Source organism: Imhoffiella purpurea, assembly GCF_000585215.1.
GTDB classification, from domain to species: domain Bacteria; phylum Pseudomonadota; class Gammaproteobacteria; order Chromatiales; family Chromatiaceae; genus Imhoffiella; species Imhoffiella purpurea.
This window is the reverse complement of the sequence record NZ_AONC01000010.1, coordinates 1-15,226: the sequence shown is the minus strand read 5'-3', so window position 1 is coordinate 15,226 and position 15,226 is coordinate 1. Positions and strand designations below refer to the sequence as shown.

Sequence of the window (15,226 nt, the reverse complement as noted above, 5' to 3'; positions counted from 1 at the left end):
TCGGAATCGAGCACGATCTCGATACTACGAGACAGGGCGCGTCGAGGCAATCTCCGGCGGGCGCGCGGTGCGACCGGGATGGTCGCGCCACGCGACCATTCGTGGGTCAGTCGATATGGCCTTTTTGGTGCTGATCGTACAGATAACCGCCGATCGCGCCGGCACCCGTGCCGATCAGCGCCCCGGCACCGGCATTACCGCTCAGTGAACCGATCAGTGCTCCGCCGGCGGCGCCCATGAGCGCGCCGCTGCCGGAGCGTTGTCCCGTGGTGGTGCCGCAGCCGGCGATGGCGATCGCCGCGACGAACGCGAATGGAATGGCAAGCTTGGTCATGGCCGAAGGCTCCGAATGAGGTTGAAGGCTGTGAGGTGCGATCGCTACTTGCACGGATATTTGTCGGCAAGCGCGCGGACCAGACCGACGACCGGCATCTCGTTCATCAGGGTTTCGTCGTCCATGTGTTTCTTGGCCCAGGCGACGAATGCCGCGCGTGCATCGGCGATCGTCGCGGTCTTCGGATAGCAGATCAGCCGTTTCAGCTTCTTACGGTCGGTGACCGCGTCGTGATATTGGATCGTGCCGTGGATGAAGCCCCGGCAGGCGAATGAGGCGGGAACATACTCGGCGGCGCCCGGCTCGACCGAACACACCTGGTAGAGATCCTCGGTGGTGTCGAAATCGATGTCCTCGTCCTGGACCGCGGTGGCGGGCTGGCTGCCCAGCAAGGCCGCCATCGCGACGGCCAGCGTCGCTGCAAGCAAGGGATTTCTCGACATTTGGCTGAATCCTCCCGATCGGTTGATGAAAGCTTCGGCTCGCGATCTCCAGGGAGCCGGCCGTGCGATTGGGCCTCGGCCTCCAATTCATAGCACGATCTGGTACCTGGGCGCATGCCCGAAATGGACAATGCGTGCATGTCGATGGATCTTGCTAGGCGCGCGGTACCGCCGGCCGATTCGTCGAGGCCGACTTTACCCGGTCGAGACCTTTATTTAGGCTACTCGGCGGGTGGCATGTCCCCTTGTTTCGCCGCTCGTTCGCTGCGCCTTCCTGTCGCGAGGGGCAGCCCCAATCGACCCCAAGGAACGACCATGGCCATGATCAAACGACCGCTTGTTTCCGCCATCCTGTTCGGCGTCTCGATCCCGCTCCTGACGGCCTGTGGGCCCATGTACCGCACCGTCTACACCTACACACCGCCCAGCGATCTCGAAGGCAAGCGGTGCCTCAATCAGTGTCTGGCGATGCGCGAGATGTGCCGCTCCAACGCCGAGGGCCGGGCGGCCCAGAATCGATCGAACTGCCAGCAAAGCGCCATGGTCAGCTATACGGCGTGCATCAGCACGGCCAAGAGCGATGCCGAGCGCGCGAAATGCACGGACAGCAGCTATTCGTGCAACGAGCAGGCGAATACCTCGCAATGCGACGCCGACTACCGCGTCTGCTACAGCAACTGCGGCGGAATCGTGGACAGCCGCGAGGTCTGCGTCTCCGGCTGTCAATGATCCAGGGTGCCTCGGCCGCGCCTGATGATCTGGGCCCGGCGGGGCGTGCCTTTCGATTTCTCGCCGGCCTAGACGGACGACTCCCTCCAGAGATACATGCTGGATTTCTTGCCCATGATCCGCAGCTCGAATGCCTCCGAGCAGCGGGTTTGGGCCCATCCATAGCAGAATTGCAGGGGCAGCAGATGCTCCTCGCGAGGGTGGCAGTAGCGGGCCGACGGCGCCTCGGCCCACTGGATCAGACGCCGCTCGCGCTCCTCCTCGTCGAGATCGGGGCTGGAGCAGGTCTCCAGCAGCCATTCCTCGAAGGCCGCGTTCATCGCCGCCGATTCGGTCGTCTCCTGACCGAAGAAGGCCCTCATGTTGTGGAAGGAGAATCCGGAGCCGACGACCAGCAGTCCGTCGTCCTCCAGTCCCCGGAGCGCCCGTCCCATGGCGATGTGCAGGGCTGGATCGAGGCTGCTCGCCAGCGACAGCTGAACGCAGGGGATGTCCGCCTCCGGGTACATGAGCTTCAGGGGGACGAAGAGCCCGTGGTCGAATCCCCGCTTGGCATCCAGCCGGGATGCGATGCCAGCACGGTCGAGTAGCCCGTGGATCTTCTCGGCCAATCGCGGCTCGCCGGGGCAGGGATACTGGATCTCGTAGGACTCTTCGGGGAACCCGTAGTAGTCGTAGATGAGATCCGGACGGCTTCCCGAGGTGATGGTCGGAATCTTCTCCTCCCAATGCGCGCTGACCAGGACGATGGCCGAGGGCTTGGGGTATTTGGCGGCGATGTGCTTCAGGCAGTCGACCATCTCCTCGTGTGCCCTGTCGCCCAAGAGGGGCAGGGGGCCTCCGCCATGCGATAGAAACAGAACGCGGGCATGTTCTTTCATCGGCAACTCTGGTTCGGATCGTTGGGGCAAAAGCGAAGCCTATTGCACCGAGGGAGGTCGGTACAGTGGAATGTTGCCTTCCCGTGTCCATGCCGGCATTGCGAATTGGCCGATTCCGGGTGCCACGAGCCCGATGTCTTGCATAGGCTTCGCGAGATCCTGCGTCAAACCTCCGATGGCCTGCATGGCGGTGATGTTTGGGGATGATGTCGCAATCCTGGGGCGGTGGCCGAGGGCGTGTGGTGTTGGCTGGGGTCGACGGACGGTTCCGTCGGTTCGAATGAGCGGTGCGATTGGCCGGGCTCAGGCGTCGTGACGCTCAACCGAGCAGCGGGATCTCGCTCGGAGCGGAGTCGAGCCGGCCGGTCGGGGTGAACTCGAACAGCCGGGCGACGCCGGTTTCGAAATCCAGCTCGAGACAGCCTCCGCTGTGCTCGTCCGGACCCAGGGTGCCGGCATTGACGATGGTCGTGCCCTCGGGAAAGTGGCGCACCATGCGCCGGTGCGAGTGTCCGTTGAGGATCCAGCGATAGCCTCTGCTGCTGCAGAGCAGTTCCTGGAGCTCGAAGTTGGACTCCAGGGCGTAGCCGCTGTCGTCCGGGTTCACCTTCTTGGTGTCGTGCGGGCCGAGCCCATGGCAGAGCAGCAGCCGGCCCCGAGGCGTGTCGAGCTCAAGGGTCGGCGGCAGTCCGGCGATGAAGTCCTTGGCGGTGGGGGTTAGTGCGCTGGCCAGTGTCGCGTGGGGAAGGTCTCTGAGCACTCCCTCCAGCAGCCAGCGGTCGTGGTTGCCGCGAACCGCAAGCACGCGGTGCGCGGCGAGCAGCTCGCAGCAGCGATCGATCGATCCGGGACCGTCCACGATGTCGCCGGTCGCGGCGATGCGTTCCACCCCGCGTTCCGAGAGCAGACGCAACGCCTGTTCGAGTAGGGCGTCGTCGCCGTGGATATCGCCGATCAGGCCGAGACGTCGAATCTTGTTCATCTGGGCTCCAGCTCAGTCGCGGCCGATCTGGCCGGTCGCGCTCGGGTCGGATAGCGTATCGCCGACTCAGGTCGGATCTTCAACGTCCGTCGGTCCAATACGATCATTTGGGCGTTTCCCAATCCTCCGGGGCGGCGGCAGGCGGAATGAGGTTGCTGTGGATCGACCTTTTCGATCCAAGAAGCGAGCATTTTGCGGTGAGGGTTTCGGTTCATCAATGATTGTACAAAGAGGTGTGTCCCAGTGACGAAACGAGAACAAGACGAAGTACGCGAAGAGCGTATCCTGATGGAGGTGGTCGTGGACGCCTACGGCCCGGAGGAGCGGGCCATGGGCTGGTACTACTACCTCGACGACAGGCTGAGCTTTCCTTTCAAGGCGCGTTGCGCGCGGGAGCGGACGATTTCACCCTTGCGCATCGGTGAGGAGGTGCTCGTCGAGCGCCTGGCCACGGAGGACGAGTGTCTGCAGGAGATCTTCGTCTTGATCACCTGGCAGGACCGGACGCTAGGCCTTCCATTGGCCCAGCTTGACGTGGTCGAGGCCGATGAGGACACGCTCGAGGCCGTCGGCGACTGGCATTACTGGGTGGAGCAGGGTTATTCGTACGGATGAGGGCGAGGGGGCGGAGGCGTCGCTCTTGCGGCGGGGTGGCGAGATCCTGCGTCCTCTTCGCCAAGCATGCGGCGCAATACGCTGGCGCTATTGCGCCCTACATGGGCTCGCCGGATCGTACTGAGGCGTCAGGGTCTGACGCCCAATCCGTCGTATAGATTCCCGCCTCGACGAAGCGGGCAAAGGTCGAAAACGGCCAATCCCGCGCCCGTTCGGCATGGCCGTGCTTCACGGGATTGATGTGGACATAGTCGCAGTGTGACGCGAAGTCGCGATCGTCGCGGATCGCATGCTCCCAGAAGCGCCGCTGCCAGATGCCTCGCTCCCCTCGACGTCGTCGCACCTCGGAACGATATTCGGTCGACGCTATGGCGCGCGAGAAATGCTGTTTGATGGTCCGCCAGCGATTGGCGTAATCGGCATCACCCTCCGGCAGAGTCCAGATGGCATGCAGATGATCCGGTAGCACCACCCAGGCGTCGATGTGGAAGGGATAGCGACGCCGAACCCGCCGCACCGACTCGCGCAACACATCGATATGCCGAACCAGCAGATCGTTCGGATAGCGTTCCAGCAGATTCACCGTGAAGAAATAGGTCCCACCCGGAACCCGAACGCGACGATAGTCCGGCATCCTTCCTCCATGTCCGCCCCACCCACTCCGCCCAATGTAGGGCGCAATAGCGAAGCGTATTGCGCCGTATGGAAGCTGGCGCAGGTCGATCAGGTTGGCAGCATCAGGCGAGACCTCGAAATCCGAGCGGCATGCGGCGTTGGTGTGGCGTTCACGCGAGCCGCTTACCAACCATGCGGCGCAATACGCTATCGCTATTGCGCCCTACGCGGGCTGATGTTATTTGCTGGATTTAAACGATGGAAATTGAATTACATTATGAGATTTTCCAAATGAGCTGTTTGGTGTCTTCGGTCCGCCTTCGGGCGGGGGTGTTCTGTTATCGTCTGTTGGTGTCGAACGCATCATTGACATAAAAAATCGGGCCATTTGTTGCATTTCTGCGTTTTCAGGAGATGGTTCTGCGTTGGCGACAATGTCTACAAAATGCCACCATTCTTTTTTGGCTTCTGGAGAACGGGTTGTGAATGCGAGCAATAAATTAATCTGTCCAGATGTGGCATTGGCAGCTCCTTGAAGCTCTTCTATTGCCTTCCGCATCTCATTGCGGTCGCCTGGGAAAGTAAAATTCGCCACTGTTTAGTCTCTCTGTTGTGTTGATCTATAGTTTTTTCTGTGGTTGGTGTAGCTCTTGCGATTGCTGAATTCACGACTATTTAACGCACGGGAATCTCAGCTGTTGGCTGAAAAATATCATTCATGTCCGATTTTTCTTGTTTATTTTTACTGACAAGCCTCACACTCCGGATCCAATATCGAACAAGCACTCGGCGCCGCCGCCCCATTCCCCTTCCCATTCGGCTTGCTCTTGTCCATCGCGATATAGCTCCCTCCAACCGCGCTCAGCCGATTGGCCTTGCTCGAATCCGCCATGGTGGATTTCTCGACGTGGGTCGCGCCCATGGATCTGAGGTAATAGGTCGTCTTCAATCCCCGCACCCAGGCGAGTTTGTAGAGGTTGTCGAGCTTCTTGCCGCTGGGTTCCTGCATGTAGAGGTTGAGGCTCTGGGCCTGGTCGAGCCATTTCTGGCGGCGGCTGCCGGCCTCGATGAGCCAGCGGGGGTCGATTTCGAAGGCGGTGGCGTAGAGCTGCTTGAGGTCGTCCGGGATGCGGTCGATCTGCTGGACCGAGCCGTCGTAGTACTTGAGGTCGTTGACCATGACCGAGTCCCAGAGTCCGCGCTCCTTGAGGTCGGCGACCAGGAAGGGGTTCACCACGGTGAATTCGCCCGAGAGGTTGGATTTGACGTAGAGGTTCTGATAGGTCGGCTCGATCGACTGGCTGACGCCGACGATGTTGCTGATGGTCGCGGTCGGGGCGATGGCCATGCAGTTGGAGTTGCGCATGCCGACCGTTCGGACCTGTTCGCGCAGTCCCTTCCAGTCGAGCGTGCTGTCGGTGTCCATCTGCAGATAGCCGCCGCGTTCCTCTTCGAGCCGCTTCAGGCTGTCGATCGGCAGGATGCCCTGGCTCCAGAGCGATCCCTCGAAGCTCTGATAGCGTCCGCGCTCGCCCGCCAGTTCGGCGCTGGCCTGGATGGCGTAATAGCTCAGGTATTCCATGCTGAGGTCGGCGAACTGCACCGCCTCCAGGCTGGAGTAGGGGATGCGTACCCGGTAGAGGGCGTCCTGGAAGCCCATGATGCCCAGTCCCACCGGGCGGTGACGCAGGTTGGACTTGCGCGCCTGGGGGACGTTGTAGAAGTTGTAGTCGATGACGTTGTCGAGCATCCGCATGGCGGTGCCGACGGTCTTGCGCAGCCGCTGAGTGTCCAGTCCCTTCTCGGTGACGTGCGCGGCCAGGTTGACCGAGCCCAGGTTGCAGACCGCGATCTCCTGGTCGTTGGTGTGCAGGGTGATCTCGGTGTTCTTCGTAATCATGCCGTTAACCGTCCAGGCATGGGTTTCCGAGTCGACAGTCAAACAATAGGCATCTTCGTTAGGCAACTCGACGCAGTGAGTGAATGTCGCCCATAGCTTCTGAGCGTAACCAGATTTTTCAATGTTACGTAGGTGATGAGTCGCCGCATCTGATTTTTTGTTGGCAGCGAGTTGGGTAACTTCTTCTGCAATTTTGCACCCCTTGACAGAGGTGATCAGCAAACGGTATAGCGGGTTGCTCCAGTATTCCTTGTTTCCGCCATGGCCGTCTGGCATGGGCTTCAGTTCTCGCTCGCGCATTTGATTGATCGATGCTTTGACACTAAAATTCGCCCATAGAATTTGAATATCCTGGATGAATTTCAGGTCTTTTGATGCGAGAACCAAGGTTGTGATTTCCGGGCCGCTCTGAATATGTCCGTCTGCTTGGTAGAGTCCGCGTAAATAGGCGGAGACGGTTTCTTTGTCGCCCTTCCAGATCAGTTCTGGCACTTGCGTCTTGTTGTCGGGAGTGAAACCGTGTTTGGAAAGCATGCGTCTCAGCGGTGCGGACGCGAGACGAGCCTTCTTGTGCTCTAGGTCGAAACGGAATTCGGGCTTGTTGGTCGATGTCGTTCTGAGGACCGTATTCCCATCGAGCAGGCAATGAACGCTCTCTTGTATCCGCTCGATTGCGTCGAAATCGTTTTCCCAGATGTCGATAAAGACATTGTGCTTTCCAAAGGTCCCGTCTCCCGCGATTAAGCCCATCAGGTACGAAAGATCTGGATTATGCTGTTGGCCCCAAAGTCCTTCGATCTGTTGAATGAGAAGCTTGTCGCCAGGTTGTAATTCCTGGGCTTCCACCCAGCCGACTTCTTTCACCCAAACTTTGTGATCAGGTGTGACTTTGTGTGTATAACCTTCTTTGGTTTCTATGCGAACCATCGGGGCATTGGGTCTCGGAAGAAGCATCTCGGATGCGGAATGGATCCCATCGATTCCGACAACCTTGTTCTGTCCGCCAAGCATGTACAGTTCACCGATCGTGAGCATTCCTCGATCGGTGACGACGCGCTGATCGGCGGCGATACAGCATAGATTCGAGGAGTGAACAACCCCGACGTGCTGGTTGGTGTAGCGCAGGTTGCAGGGATCCTTGAAGGCGATCCAGGGATGCCCGGTCTCGAACAGCATGGCCAGCATCTTGCGCCAGAGGTCGACGGCCTTGATGCGCTTGCTCACCTTCATCTCGCCGCGCTCGGCCCGCGCCTCGTAGGCGAGATAGGCCTGCTCGAACGCCTGGCCGCTGAGGTCGTGCAGGTCCGGGGTCTCGTCGGGCGAGAAGAGGGTCCAGTCCCCTTCCTCGGCGACCCGCTTCATGAAAAGGTCCGGCACCCAGTTGGCGGTGTTCATGTCATGGGTGCGGCGGCGGTCGTCGCCCGTGTTCTTGCGCAGGTCGAGGAATTCCTCGATGTCGATGTGCCAGGTTTCGAGGTAGGCGCAGACGGCCCCTCGCCTCTTTCCTCCCTGATTCACAGCTACGGCGGTGTCGTTGGCGACTTTCATGAAAGGCACCACCCCCTGGCTCTTGCCGTTGGTGCCCTTGATGTGGGCGCCCATGCCGCGCACCCGGCTCCAGTCGTTGCCGAGTCCGCCAGCGAATTTGGACAGGAGGGCGTTGTCCTTGATGGCGCCGTAGATGCCGTCCAGGTCGTCGGGGACGCTGGTGAGGAAGCAGGAGCTGAGCTGGGGGCGTAGTGTCCCGGAGTTGAAGAGCGTGGGGGTCGAGCACATGAAGTCGAAGCTGGAGAGCAGCTCGTAGAACTCGATGGCGCGCTCCTCGCGGTCGATCTCGTTGATCGCGAGACCCATGGCGACGCGCATGAAGAATGCCTGGGGCAGCTCGAAGCGGACGCCCTCGGCGGTGTGGATGAAGTAGCGGTCGTAGAGGGTCTGCAGGCCCAGATAGGTGAACTGGAGGTCGCGCTCGGGTCGGAGGGCGGCGCCGAGTCGCGCCAGATCGTAGCGGGAGAGCTGGCGGTCGAGGTGCTCCAAATCGGCGGCGCGGTGGATGTAGGCGGTGAAATAGTCCGAGTAGCGCTCGGCCAGGTCGGCCTGGGTCTCGACGCCGGCGGCCATGTCGAGGAAGCCGAGCGCCTCGCGGCGCAGGATGTCGAGCAGCAGCCGGGCGGCGACCTGGCTGTAGCTCGGTTCGCGCTCGATCAGGGTTCGGGCGGACATGACCAGGGCCTGGCGCACGTCGGCCTCGCGCACCCCGTCGAAGAGATTGCGCAGGGTGTCGTCGAGGATGGACTGGGCGTCGACCGATTCGAGGTCGCGGCAGGCCTCCTCGACCAGGCGGGTCATGCGCTCCAGGTCCAGCGGGCGGGTGCTGCCGTCGGCCAAGGTGATGGAGATGGCGGGCCTGTCCTGGGCCTCGGCGGTCTCGGCGGCCTTCTCGGCGCGCTCGCGGGCATGGGCCTCGCGGTAGAGGACGTAGTCGCGCGCCACCTTGTGCTCGCCGGCGCGCATCAGGGCCAGCTCGACCTGATCCTGGATGTCCTCGATGTGCACGGTGCCGCCGCCGGGCAGGCGCCGGGTCAGTGCGGTCACGACCTGTTCGGTCAGCTCGCGTACACGATCGTGGATGCGGCTGGAGGCCGCCGCCGAGCCGCCCTCGACCGCCAGGAAGGCCTTGGTCATGGCAACCATGATCTTGTTGGGATCGAAGGTCGTGACCTTGCCGTTGCGCCGGATGACCTGGACCTTGCCCGGGACGTGCGCGGCGATCTCGGCCCCTGCGTCGTTGCGCGCCTCGGGCATGGCGGCGTCGGCGACGTCCTGGGTCGGTTGCGCGGGCGACGATTGGGTGGCGGACATGGCTCCTCCTGAGGATCTGGTCTGATGGGATGTTGGTCTGAGGGTGCGGCGCGTCCCGGTTGCCATGGGCGCTCGGCAAGCCTGGGATGATTTTTCGTGCCTCCAATATATACGCGAATCTTAACGAGTCAACTACCATATGTTGTGTTTTATGGAGAGCTGAGTCGGAGCTCTTGCCGGTGGCGCCCGTGGCTGGGCCGGCCTTGTCCGCGTGGCGTCTATACTGGTGCGAATCCATCCCGACTCCTGATCCGTTTGGGACGCGGTGGAGGATGACAACACCAACTAGAGCCAAGAGAGGATGAGTGAGATGAAAGTCAGAGATGCCATGAGCCGTTCCGTCCGTTCCATCGCGCCCGGCACCAAGATCATGGAGGTCGCCTCCCTGATGTGTCTCTATCGCTTCCACGGTCTGCCCGTGGTCGACGACCAGGACCATCTGCTCGGCGTGATCGCCGAGAAGGATGTCCTCCATTGTCTCTTCCCCAAATTGGAGGATCTGATGGCCGAGGGTATCCACCACGTGGATCTGGACAAGGAGCTGGCCCGCTATTCGGACGTGTTGGATCTCTCCGTCGACGAACTCATGACCCGCAAGCCGATCTCGGTCGATCCCGAGGTGCATCTGCTGCGCGCGGCGACCGTGATGGTTCGGCACAATTTCAGACGCATCCCGGTGACGGAGGCTGGCAAGCTGGTCGGCATGCTCAGTTTGGGGGACGTGCACAAGGCCATTTTCCATGCCAATCTACGCGGGGCCCTCAAGGCCGCGGCCTGAGGTTCCGGCCGGGCTGCGGCCGCGCGGCCCGGCGCAGAAATACAAGATCAGTACGACCATAACGATAAGTGTGGGGGTTGGGGTTTCGCCGGCCTCCGCGATTGGAGGATCCGATGCAGTCTTTTCGTCTTGCCTCGTTGGCGAGTCTTGCCTTCTGTCTGTTCACGACCCACTCCGCGCTGGCAGAGGATGCCGCCGGTTATGCCAAGCAGGAATACGACCGGGTCATGTCGCTGACGCCCAGAGCGGACAATGGCCGGCAGGTGTTTTTGACCTGCGCCGTCTGTCACGGTCCCGAGGGCTGGGGAACGGCCGACGGGGCCTATCCGCAGATCGCCGGTCAGCTGAATGCCGTTCTGGTCAAGCAGCTGGCGGACATCCGAGCCGGGGTTCGCGAGAATCCGCTGATGCTTCCCTTCGCCTTGCCGCGGATCCTCGGCGGGCCGCAGAACATCGCGGACGTGGCTGCCTATGTCTCGGCCCTGCCCATGACCGGCCTCAATGGTCGTGGACCGGGTGTCGATCTGGATCTGGGCCGCCGGATCTACGAGGCGAGCTGCGCCGAATGTCACGGACAGAGAGGCGAGGGTGTGGCGGAGCGCATCTCACCCGCCCTGGCCGGTCAGCATTTTCAGTATCTGACGCGTCAGTTCGAGGCCATTCGTTCCGGACTCCGTCGCGATCCAGGCTCCGAGATGTGCGAGTCGGGCGGATTCTCGCCGCGCGAATCCTCGGCCGTGCTCGACTATGCCTCGCGGCTGCCGGTCGCCGAGGAGAAGTTGGCCGATGAGGGCTGGACCAATCCCGACTTTCCCGACCGCCCGGGGGATCGGGCGTCGGTGCCGCCATTATCTCGGATCTCGGTTCAGATCCAGGGCCAGCCCCTCTCGAGCGAATCCCACTGAGACTCCTTCGGCGCCGCGAGCTCGCAGGCGGCGGATTCGATGACCCTCGGTTCGGTGAGCGGATAGGCCGGTATCCGCAGCCGCTGCAGTCTGGCCTGGTAGGCGGTGCAGTACTCGTGGTGAAAGGTCAGGAACAGGGGGTGGGCCGCGATGGTCTGGACCTCGCCGATGAAGCTCAGATAGTTGCGGGGCTGGGCCATGTGATAGTCCGATGGCCTGGAGCGGATGCGGAAGCGCTCCACCCTGGGGCCCCAGAGCGGAAAGACCGAGGGGTTGGAGAGATGCAGAACCACCGCCGCTCCCGTCACCGAGCCGAGACAGGCGGCGATGGGTTCGACCTGTTCCAGCGAGACGAGCGGACGTTCCTGGATGGCGGCGCCCAGACCCTTGGCGGCCGCGGCGAGCAGGCTGGCGTCGATGGTCAGGGCGGCTGGCATCCAGCCGTAGGCCAGGCTCGCCGTGCGCAGGAAGGCGTCGAGCGGGTCGGCGATCGGCGCCTGGGCGGCCTCGAGCAGCAGGGGGTAGGTGCGCATGAAGGTGGTTTCCCTGATGTCGCCGTCATGACCGCTCTTGCGTACCAGTTCGACCGCTTCGTACAGGGTTTCGATGTCCATGCGTGGCCTCTCGGGTTCGGCGGACGGACACCGGACCGGTGCCGCCCGCGATTCGCCGTTCAGGATGCTTGGCGCGTCTCTCGATAATCGTAGTGCTTGATCTTGCGGCGGACGTTGCGTTGGATGATCACGCCCAGGACCGACCATTCCAGTCCCGCGAGCTCGATGTCCGGGTAGAGCGGGTTCAGCGCGACCAGCCGTGCCGTTCCGGATGCATCCTCGACATATTGTCTGAACCAGCGGACCCCCTCCACCTCGGCGAAGACGTAGTGGCCGTGCCGGCACTGGTCCGTCGGCTCGATGATGAGGATGCAGCGGTCCGGGAATTCCGGCTCCATTTCATTGCCCAGCACCTGCAGTGCGTAGGGTTCGTGCAGGCTGCAGCCCGTGCTGTTCAGTGACGGATCTGACATCATTCGTCCTCTTTAGCATAGTTTCAGTGCGTCGAGCGGGGCGCGCCGGGTCTCGGCGTCACTGCTCGGCTCCATTGGCGAATCGATGGAGGCATGGTGGTCAGGGCATGAAAACACAGGGTCAGATGAACCGGGTCTTCGCGACCGAGCGGGTCCACGGGAACCGTCGCGATTGGCACAATCTCCACGGCATGTTGCCATATCTGTGGGAGTTCCGCGGCCGTGCAGCGCTGGCCATCGGCTGTCTGGTGCTGGCCAAGGTCGCCAATGTCGGCGTTCCGCTCATTCTGAAGGATATCGTCGACGCCTTCCAAGATCCGGCCGGGCAGATGCTGGTTCTCCCGGTGAGTCTGCTCCTGGCCTACGGCGCGCTCAAGCTCAGCGCCTCGCTGTTCAATGAACTGCGCGACGTGGTCTTCGCCCGGGTGCGCTACCGGGCCATGCGCCGCCTCTCGACCCGGGTGCTGGAGCATCTGCACCGGCTTTCGCTGCGCTATCACCTGGAACGCCAGAGCGGTGCGGTCAGCCGCGACCTCGAGCGCGGCACGCGCTCGGTCTCGACCATCATGAACTATCTGGTCTTCAGCGTGCTGCCGGTAGTGGTCGAGTTCGCGCTGGTCGCGGTCGTGATGCTCGGGCGCTATTCCATCGACTTCGCTTTGGTGACCTTCGGCACGGTGGCGGTCTATTTCATCTTCACCTTCGCCATCACCGAGTGGCGCATGGAGTACCGTCATCGCATGAACCGGCTCGACTCGCAGGCCAACACCCAGGCCTTCGACAGCCTCATCAACTACGAGACGGTCAAATACTTCGGCAACGAGCGGCTCGAACTGGATCGATACGACGGCACGCTGGCCGAGTGGGAGGAGATGGCGGTGAAGAGCCAGACCTCCATGTCGGTGCTCAACTTCGGTCAGGGCGCCATCATCGCCGTCGGCGTGGCCCTCATCATGACCTTCGCCTCCCAGGGCGTGGTCGACGGCACCATGAGCGTCGGCGACCTGGTGCTGGTCAACGCCCTCATGCTCCAGCTCTTCATCCCGCTGGGCTTCCTCGGCATCGTCTATCGCCAGATCAAATATGCCCTGGCCGATATGGATCTGGTGTTCAAGCTGCTCGACCGCAAGCCAGAGATCGAGGATCGGCCAAAGGCTTCGGCACTGGCGCTGCGCGAGGGCGGAATCCGCTTCGAGCACGTGGATTTCCACTATCAGCCGGAGCGCCAGATCCTCTTCGATCTCGACTTCGCCATCGAGCCCGGTCAGACCCTGGCCGTGGTCGGACACAGCGGGGCCGGCAAGTCGACCTTGTCGCGACTGCTGTTCCGCTTCTACGACGTGAGCGCCGGGCGCATCCTGATCGATGGGCAGGACGTGCGCGACGTCAGTCAGGACAGCCTGCGCGCGGCGATCGGCATCGTTCCCCAGGATACGGTGCTCTTCAACGAGAGCATCTATTTCAATCTGGTCTACGGCCGTCCCGGCGCCACCCGGGCCGAGATCGAGCGTGCCGCCGAGATGGCCCATATCCGCGCCTTCATCGAGAGTCTGCCGGACGGCTGGGATACGGTCGTCGGCGAGCGCGGACTCAAGCTCTCGGGCGGGGAGAAGCAGCGCGTGGCCATCGCTCGCGCCATCCTCAAGCAGCCGCGCATCCTGGTCTTCGACGAGGCGACCTCGTCGCTCGACAGCCGCACCGAGCAGGCGATCCAGCAGACGCTCTCCGAGGTGGCCGAGGACCACACCACGCTCATCATCGCCCACCGGCTCTCCACCGTGGTCGACGCCGACCGCATCCTGGTGATGGAGCAGGGGCGCATCCGCGAGCAGGGCACCCATCGCGCCCTGCTGGAGGCCGGCGGCCACTACGCGGCCATGTGGGATCTGCAGCAGCGCGAGGGCTGGGATGCGCGACTGTCGCCGGGGACCCTATCCTGATGCTGACGTCGAGTGGCCGGGCGATTGCCGGCATGCTGTAATAACCGTCTGCTGGCAGTGGTTTTCACCGCCTGGTTTCCAGTCATTGTCTTTCCGATCTATCTAGGGCAAATCATGAATGAGTTTTTCACGAGCGCGCACGCCATCGATGTGGTCCTGATCCTCATCGGTCTGGAGGCGATCCTGCTGATCCTGCTGTGGCGCAAGGGCCGCTGTCCCTTGTCGCCGGGGCTGACCCTGCTCATCCTGGCCCCCGGCACCTGTCTCTTGCTGGCCGCGCGCGCCGCCCTCGCCGGCGGATCCTGGACCCTGGTGTCGTCTCTCTTCCTCGTCGCGCTCGTCATCCATCTGACCGACCTGGTACAGCGGTGGCGGGAGCGGGCACGTTTCGACTCGACCCGGGACTGAGCTGTTCCGGGCCGCCGGCGCGCCGCGCGGCGCGCAAATGTCAATGCGGGTCGGGGCATTTCGCCCTAGCCTGGAGAGCCTTGTATCTCAATCCATCCTTAGGGGTCGATCGGCGATGGACTGGACAATTGACGACATCCCGTCGCAGAAAGGGCGGTATGCCGTCGTCACCGGGGGTACTGGCGGACTCGGTTTCGAGACGGCGTTCGCCTTGGCGGGCGCGGGCGCCGAGGTCGTTCTGGCGGGCCGCGACGAGGCCAAGGCCACCAAGGCCCTGGCGCGTATCCGGGCCGCGCATCCCGGGGCGCGCGCGCGCTTCGAGCGGCTCGATCTGACCTCGCTCGATTCGGTCGCCGAATTCGCCGGGGGTCTGCTCGACGCGGGGCGCGGTATCGATTTGCTGGTCAACAATGCCGGTGTCATGGCGTTGCCCGAGCGTCAGGTCACGGCCGATGGTTTCGAGCGTCAGATCGCGACCAACTATCTCGGGCATTTCGCCTTGACCGCTCGCCTGCTGCCCCTGCTGCGCTGCGTTGCGGGCGCGCGCATGGTCGCCGTCAGCAGCCTGGCCGCCAACTTGGAGTCGATCGATCTCGCCGACCTCCAGTCCGAGCATGCCTATCTGCCGTTTCGGACCTATGGGATGACCAAGCTGGCGATGTTGATGCTGGCATTGGAGTTCCAGCGCCGCAGCGAGATCGCGGGCTGGGGGGTTCAGGGTCTGGCGGCGCATCCGGGCTGGGCCGGCACCGACCTCATCCGCAACGGGCCCGCTTCGAGCGGCTTGCGCTCGTGGCTGTGGCGGGC

The 15,226-nt window shown here is 62.6% G+C and carries 16 protein-coding genes; 7 read left to right on the top strand and 9 right to left on the bottom strand.

Annotated elements, in window-relative coordinates; genetic code table 11:
• Window positions 1–106: 106 nt before the first annotated feature.
• Window positions 107–334 (bottom strand): glycine zipper family protein, encoded by a 228-nt coding sequence (locus D779_RS03625; protein ID WP_043749557.1) that lies wholly within the window; start codon window positions 332–334, stop codon window positions 107–109.
• Window positions 335–378: 44 nt separating this feature from the next.
• A complete protein-coding gene (locus D779_RS03620) occupies window positions 379–777 on the bottom strand; it encodes a Rap1a/Tai family immunity protein (RefSeq protein ID WP_043749554.1) in 399 nt (132 codons plus the stop codon).
• Window positions 778–1,098: 321 nt separating this feature from the next.
• Here D779_RS03620 and D779_RS03615 point away from each other — a divergent pair, with 321 nt between their 5' ends.
• On the top strand, window positions 1,099–1,506 hold the full coding sequence (locus tag D779_RS03615; RefSeq protein ID WP_232424057.1) for a hypothetical protein: 408 nt from the start codon (window positions 1,099–1,101) through the stop codon (window positions 1,504–1,506).
• Window positions 1,507–1,574: 68 nt separating this feature from the next.
• Here D779_RS03615 and D779_RS03610 read toward each other — a convergent pair whose 3' ends face one another.
• Together D779_RS03610 and D779_RS03605 are read right to left on the bottom strand one after the other, a co-directional pair.
• The gene (locus tag D779_RS03610) at window positions 1,575–2,387 is read right to left on the bottom strand and encodes a DODA-type extradiol aromatic ring-opening family dioxygenase (protein WP_043749548.1); all 813 of its coding nucleotides are present in this window, start codon (window positions 2,385–2,387) and stop codon (window positions 1,575–1,577) included.
• A 319-nt stretch (window positions 2,388–2,706) separates the two neighbouring features.
• Entirely contained in the window at window positions 2,707–3,369 is a 663-nt protein-coding gene (locus D779_RS03605; RefSeq protein WP_052347781.1) for a metallophosphoesterase family protein, read from the bottom strand.
• Window positions 3,370–3,612: 243 nt separating this feature from the next.
• Between D779_RS03605 and D779_RS03600 the strand changes: the two genes are divergently transcribed.
• A complete protein-coding gene (locus D779_RS03600) occupies window positions 3,613–3,984 on the top strand; it encodes a calcium-binding protein (RefSeq protein ID WP_043749545.1) in 372 nt (123 codons plus the stop codon).
• Between the two features lie 97 nt (window positions 3,985–4,081).
• On the opposite strand, the gene D779_RS03595 is transcribed toward D779_RS03600, so the two are convergent.
• The 3 genes from D779_RS03595 to D779_RS20900 all read right to left on the bottom strand — a co-directional run bounded on the left by D779_RS03595 (window position 4,082) and on the right by D779_RS20900 (window position 9,304).
• The gene (locus D779_RS03595) at window positions 4,082–4,618 is read right to left on the bottom strand and encodes an REP-associated tyrosine transposase (RefSeq protein WP_043749544.1); all 537 of its coding nucleotides are present in this window, start codon (window positions 4,616–4,618) and stop codon (window positions 4,082–4,084) included.
• A 219-nt stretch (window positions 4,619–4,837) separates the two neighbouring features.
• Window positions 4,838–5,194 (bottom strand): hypothetical protein, encoded by a 357-nt coding sequence (locus D779_RS22070; protein WP_157726307.1) that lies wholly within the window; start codon window positions 5,192–5,194, stop codon window positions 4,838–4,840.
• Window positions 5,195–5,341: 147 nt separating this feature from the next.
• Window positions 5,342–9,304 carry a ribonucleoside-diphosphate reductase subunit alpha gene (locus tag D779_RS20900; RefSeq protein WP_052347787.1) on the bottom strand — a complete coding sequence of 1,321 codons (3,963 nt, stop codon included), beginning with the start codon at window positions 9,302–9,304 and terminating at the stop codon, window positions 5,342–5,344.
• Window positions 9,305–9,671: 367 nt separating this feature from the next.
• On the opposite strand from D779_RS20900, the gene D779_RS03585 reads away from it, so the two are divergent.
• Both D779_RS03585 and D779_RS03580 read left to right on the top strand, forming a co-directional pair.
• Window positions 9,672–10,139: a CBS domain-containing protein gene (locus D779_RS03585; protein ID WP_043749540.1), complete on the top strand. Its 468-nt coding sequence runs from the start codon at window positions 9,672–9,674 to the stop codon at window positions 10,137–10,139.
• Between the two features lie 113 nt (window positions 10,140–10,252).
• Complete coding sequence (locus D779_RS03580; RefSeq protein ID WP_043749661.1) at window positions 10,253–11,044, top strand: c-type cytochrome; 792 nt, start codon at window positions 10,253–10,255, stop codon at window positions 11,042–11,044.
• Here the strand turns inward: D779_RS03580 and D779_RS03575 are convergent.
• Together D779_RS03575 and D779_RS03570 are read right to left on the bottom strand one after the other, a co-directional pair.
• The gene (locus tag D779_RS03575) at window positions 11,005–11,658 is read right to left on the bottom strand and encodes a hypothetical protein (protein ID WP_052347779.1); all 654 of its coding nucleotides are present in this window, start codon (window positions 11,656–11,658) and stop codon (window positions 11,005–11,007) included. The genes D779_RS03580 and D779_RS03575 overlap by 40 nt on opposite strands.
• Before the next feature lie 59 nt (window positions 11,659–11,717).
• Entirely contained in the window at window positions 11,718–12,071 is a 354-nt protein-coding gene (locus D779_RS03570) for a S24 family peptidase (RefSeq protein ID WP_043749652.1), read from the bottom strand.
• A 125-nt stretch (window positions 12,072–12,196) separates the two neighbouring features.
• Here D779_RS03570 and D779_RS03565 point away from each other — a divergent pair, with 125 nt between their 5' ends.
• The 3 genes from D779_RS03565 to D779_RS03555 form a co-directional block, all read left to right on the top strand.
• Window positions 12,197–14,011: an ABCB family ABC transporter ATP-binding protein/permease gene (locus D779_RS03565; protein ID WP_043749649.1), complete on the top strand. Its 1,815-nt coding sequence runs from the start codon at window positions 12,197–12,199 to the stop codon at window positions 14,009–14,011.
• A 114-nt stretch (window positions 14,012–14,125) separates the two neighbouring features.
• Window positions 14,126–14,419: a hypothetical protein gene (locus D779_RS03560; protein ID WP_043749538.1), complete on the top strand. Its 294-nt coding sequence runs from the start codon at window positions 14,126–14,128 to the stop codon at window positions 14,417–14,419.
• 115 nt (window positions 14,420–14,534) lie between these two features.
• The coding region (locus D779_RS03555; RefSeq protein WP_043749536.1) for an SDR family NAD(P)-dependent oxidoreductase at window positions 14,535–15,226 on the top strand (692 nt) is incomplete at its 3' end.

Excerpts from the sequence above, each read along its gene's own strand:
- D779_RS03625 (WP_043749557.1), bottom strand. The coding sequence starts at position 334 with ATGACCAAGCTTGCCATTCCATTCGCGTTCGTCGCGGCGATCGCCATC.
- D779_RS03620 (WP_043749554.1), bottom strand. The coding sequence starts at position 777 with ATGTCGAGAAATCCCTTGCTTGCAGCGACGCTGGCCGTCGCGATGGCG.
- D779_RS03615 (WP_232424057.1), top strand. The coding sequence starts at position 1,099 with ATGATCAAACGACCGCTTGTTTCCGCCATCCTGTTCGGCGTCTCGATC.
- D779_RS03610 (WP_043749548.1), bottom strand. The coding sequence starts at position 2,387 with ATGAAAGAACATGCCCGCGTTCTGTTTCTATCGCATGGCGGAGGCCCC.
- D779_RS03605 (WP_052347781.1), bottom strand. The coding sequence starts at position 3,369 with ATGAACAAGATTCGACGTCTCGGCCTGATCGGCGATATCCACGGCGAC.
- D779_RS03595 (WP_043749544.1), bottom strand. The coding sequence starts at position 4,618 with ATGCCGGACTATCGTCGCGTTCGGGTTCCGGGTGGGACCTATTTCTTC.
- D779_RS20900 (WP_052347787.1), bottom strand. The coding sequence starts at position 9,304 with ATGCCCGAGGCGCGCAACGACGCAGGGGCCGAGATCGCCGCGCACGTC.
- D779_RS03585 (WP_043749540.1), top strand. The coding sequence starts at position 9,672 with ATGAAAGTCAGAGATGCCATGAGCCGTTCCGTCCGTTCCATCGCGCCC.
- D779_RS03580 (WP_043749661.1), top strand. The coding sequence starts at position 10,253 with ATGCAGTCTTTTCGTCTTGCCTCGTTGGCGAGTCTTGCCTTCTGTCTG.
- D779_RS03575 (WP_052347779.1), bottom strand. The coding sequence starts at position 11,658 with ATGGACATCGAAACCCTGTACGAAGCGGTCGAACTGGTACGCAAGAGC.
- D779_RS03570 (WP_043749652.1), bottom strand. The coding sequence starts at position 12,071 with ATGTCAGATCCGTCACTGAACAGCACGGGCTGCAGCCTGCACGAACCC.
- D779_RS03565 (WP_043749649.1), top strand. The coding sequence starts at position 12,197 with ATGAACCGGGTCTTCGCGACCGAGCGGGTCCACGGGAACCGTCGCGAT.
- D779_RS03560 (WP_043749538.1), top strand. The coding sequence starts at position 14,126 with ATGAATGAGTTTTTCACGAGCGCGCACGCCATCGATGTGGTCCTGATC.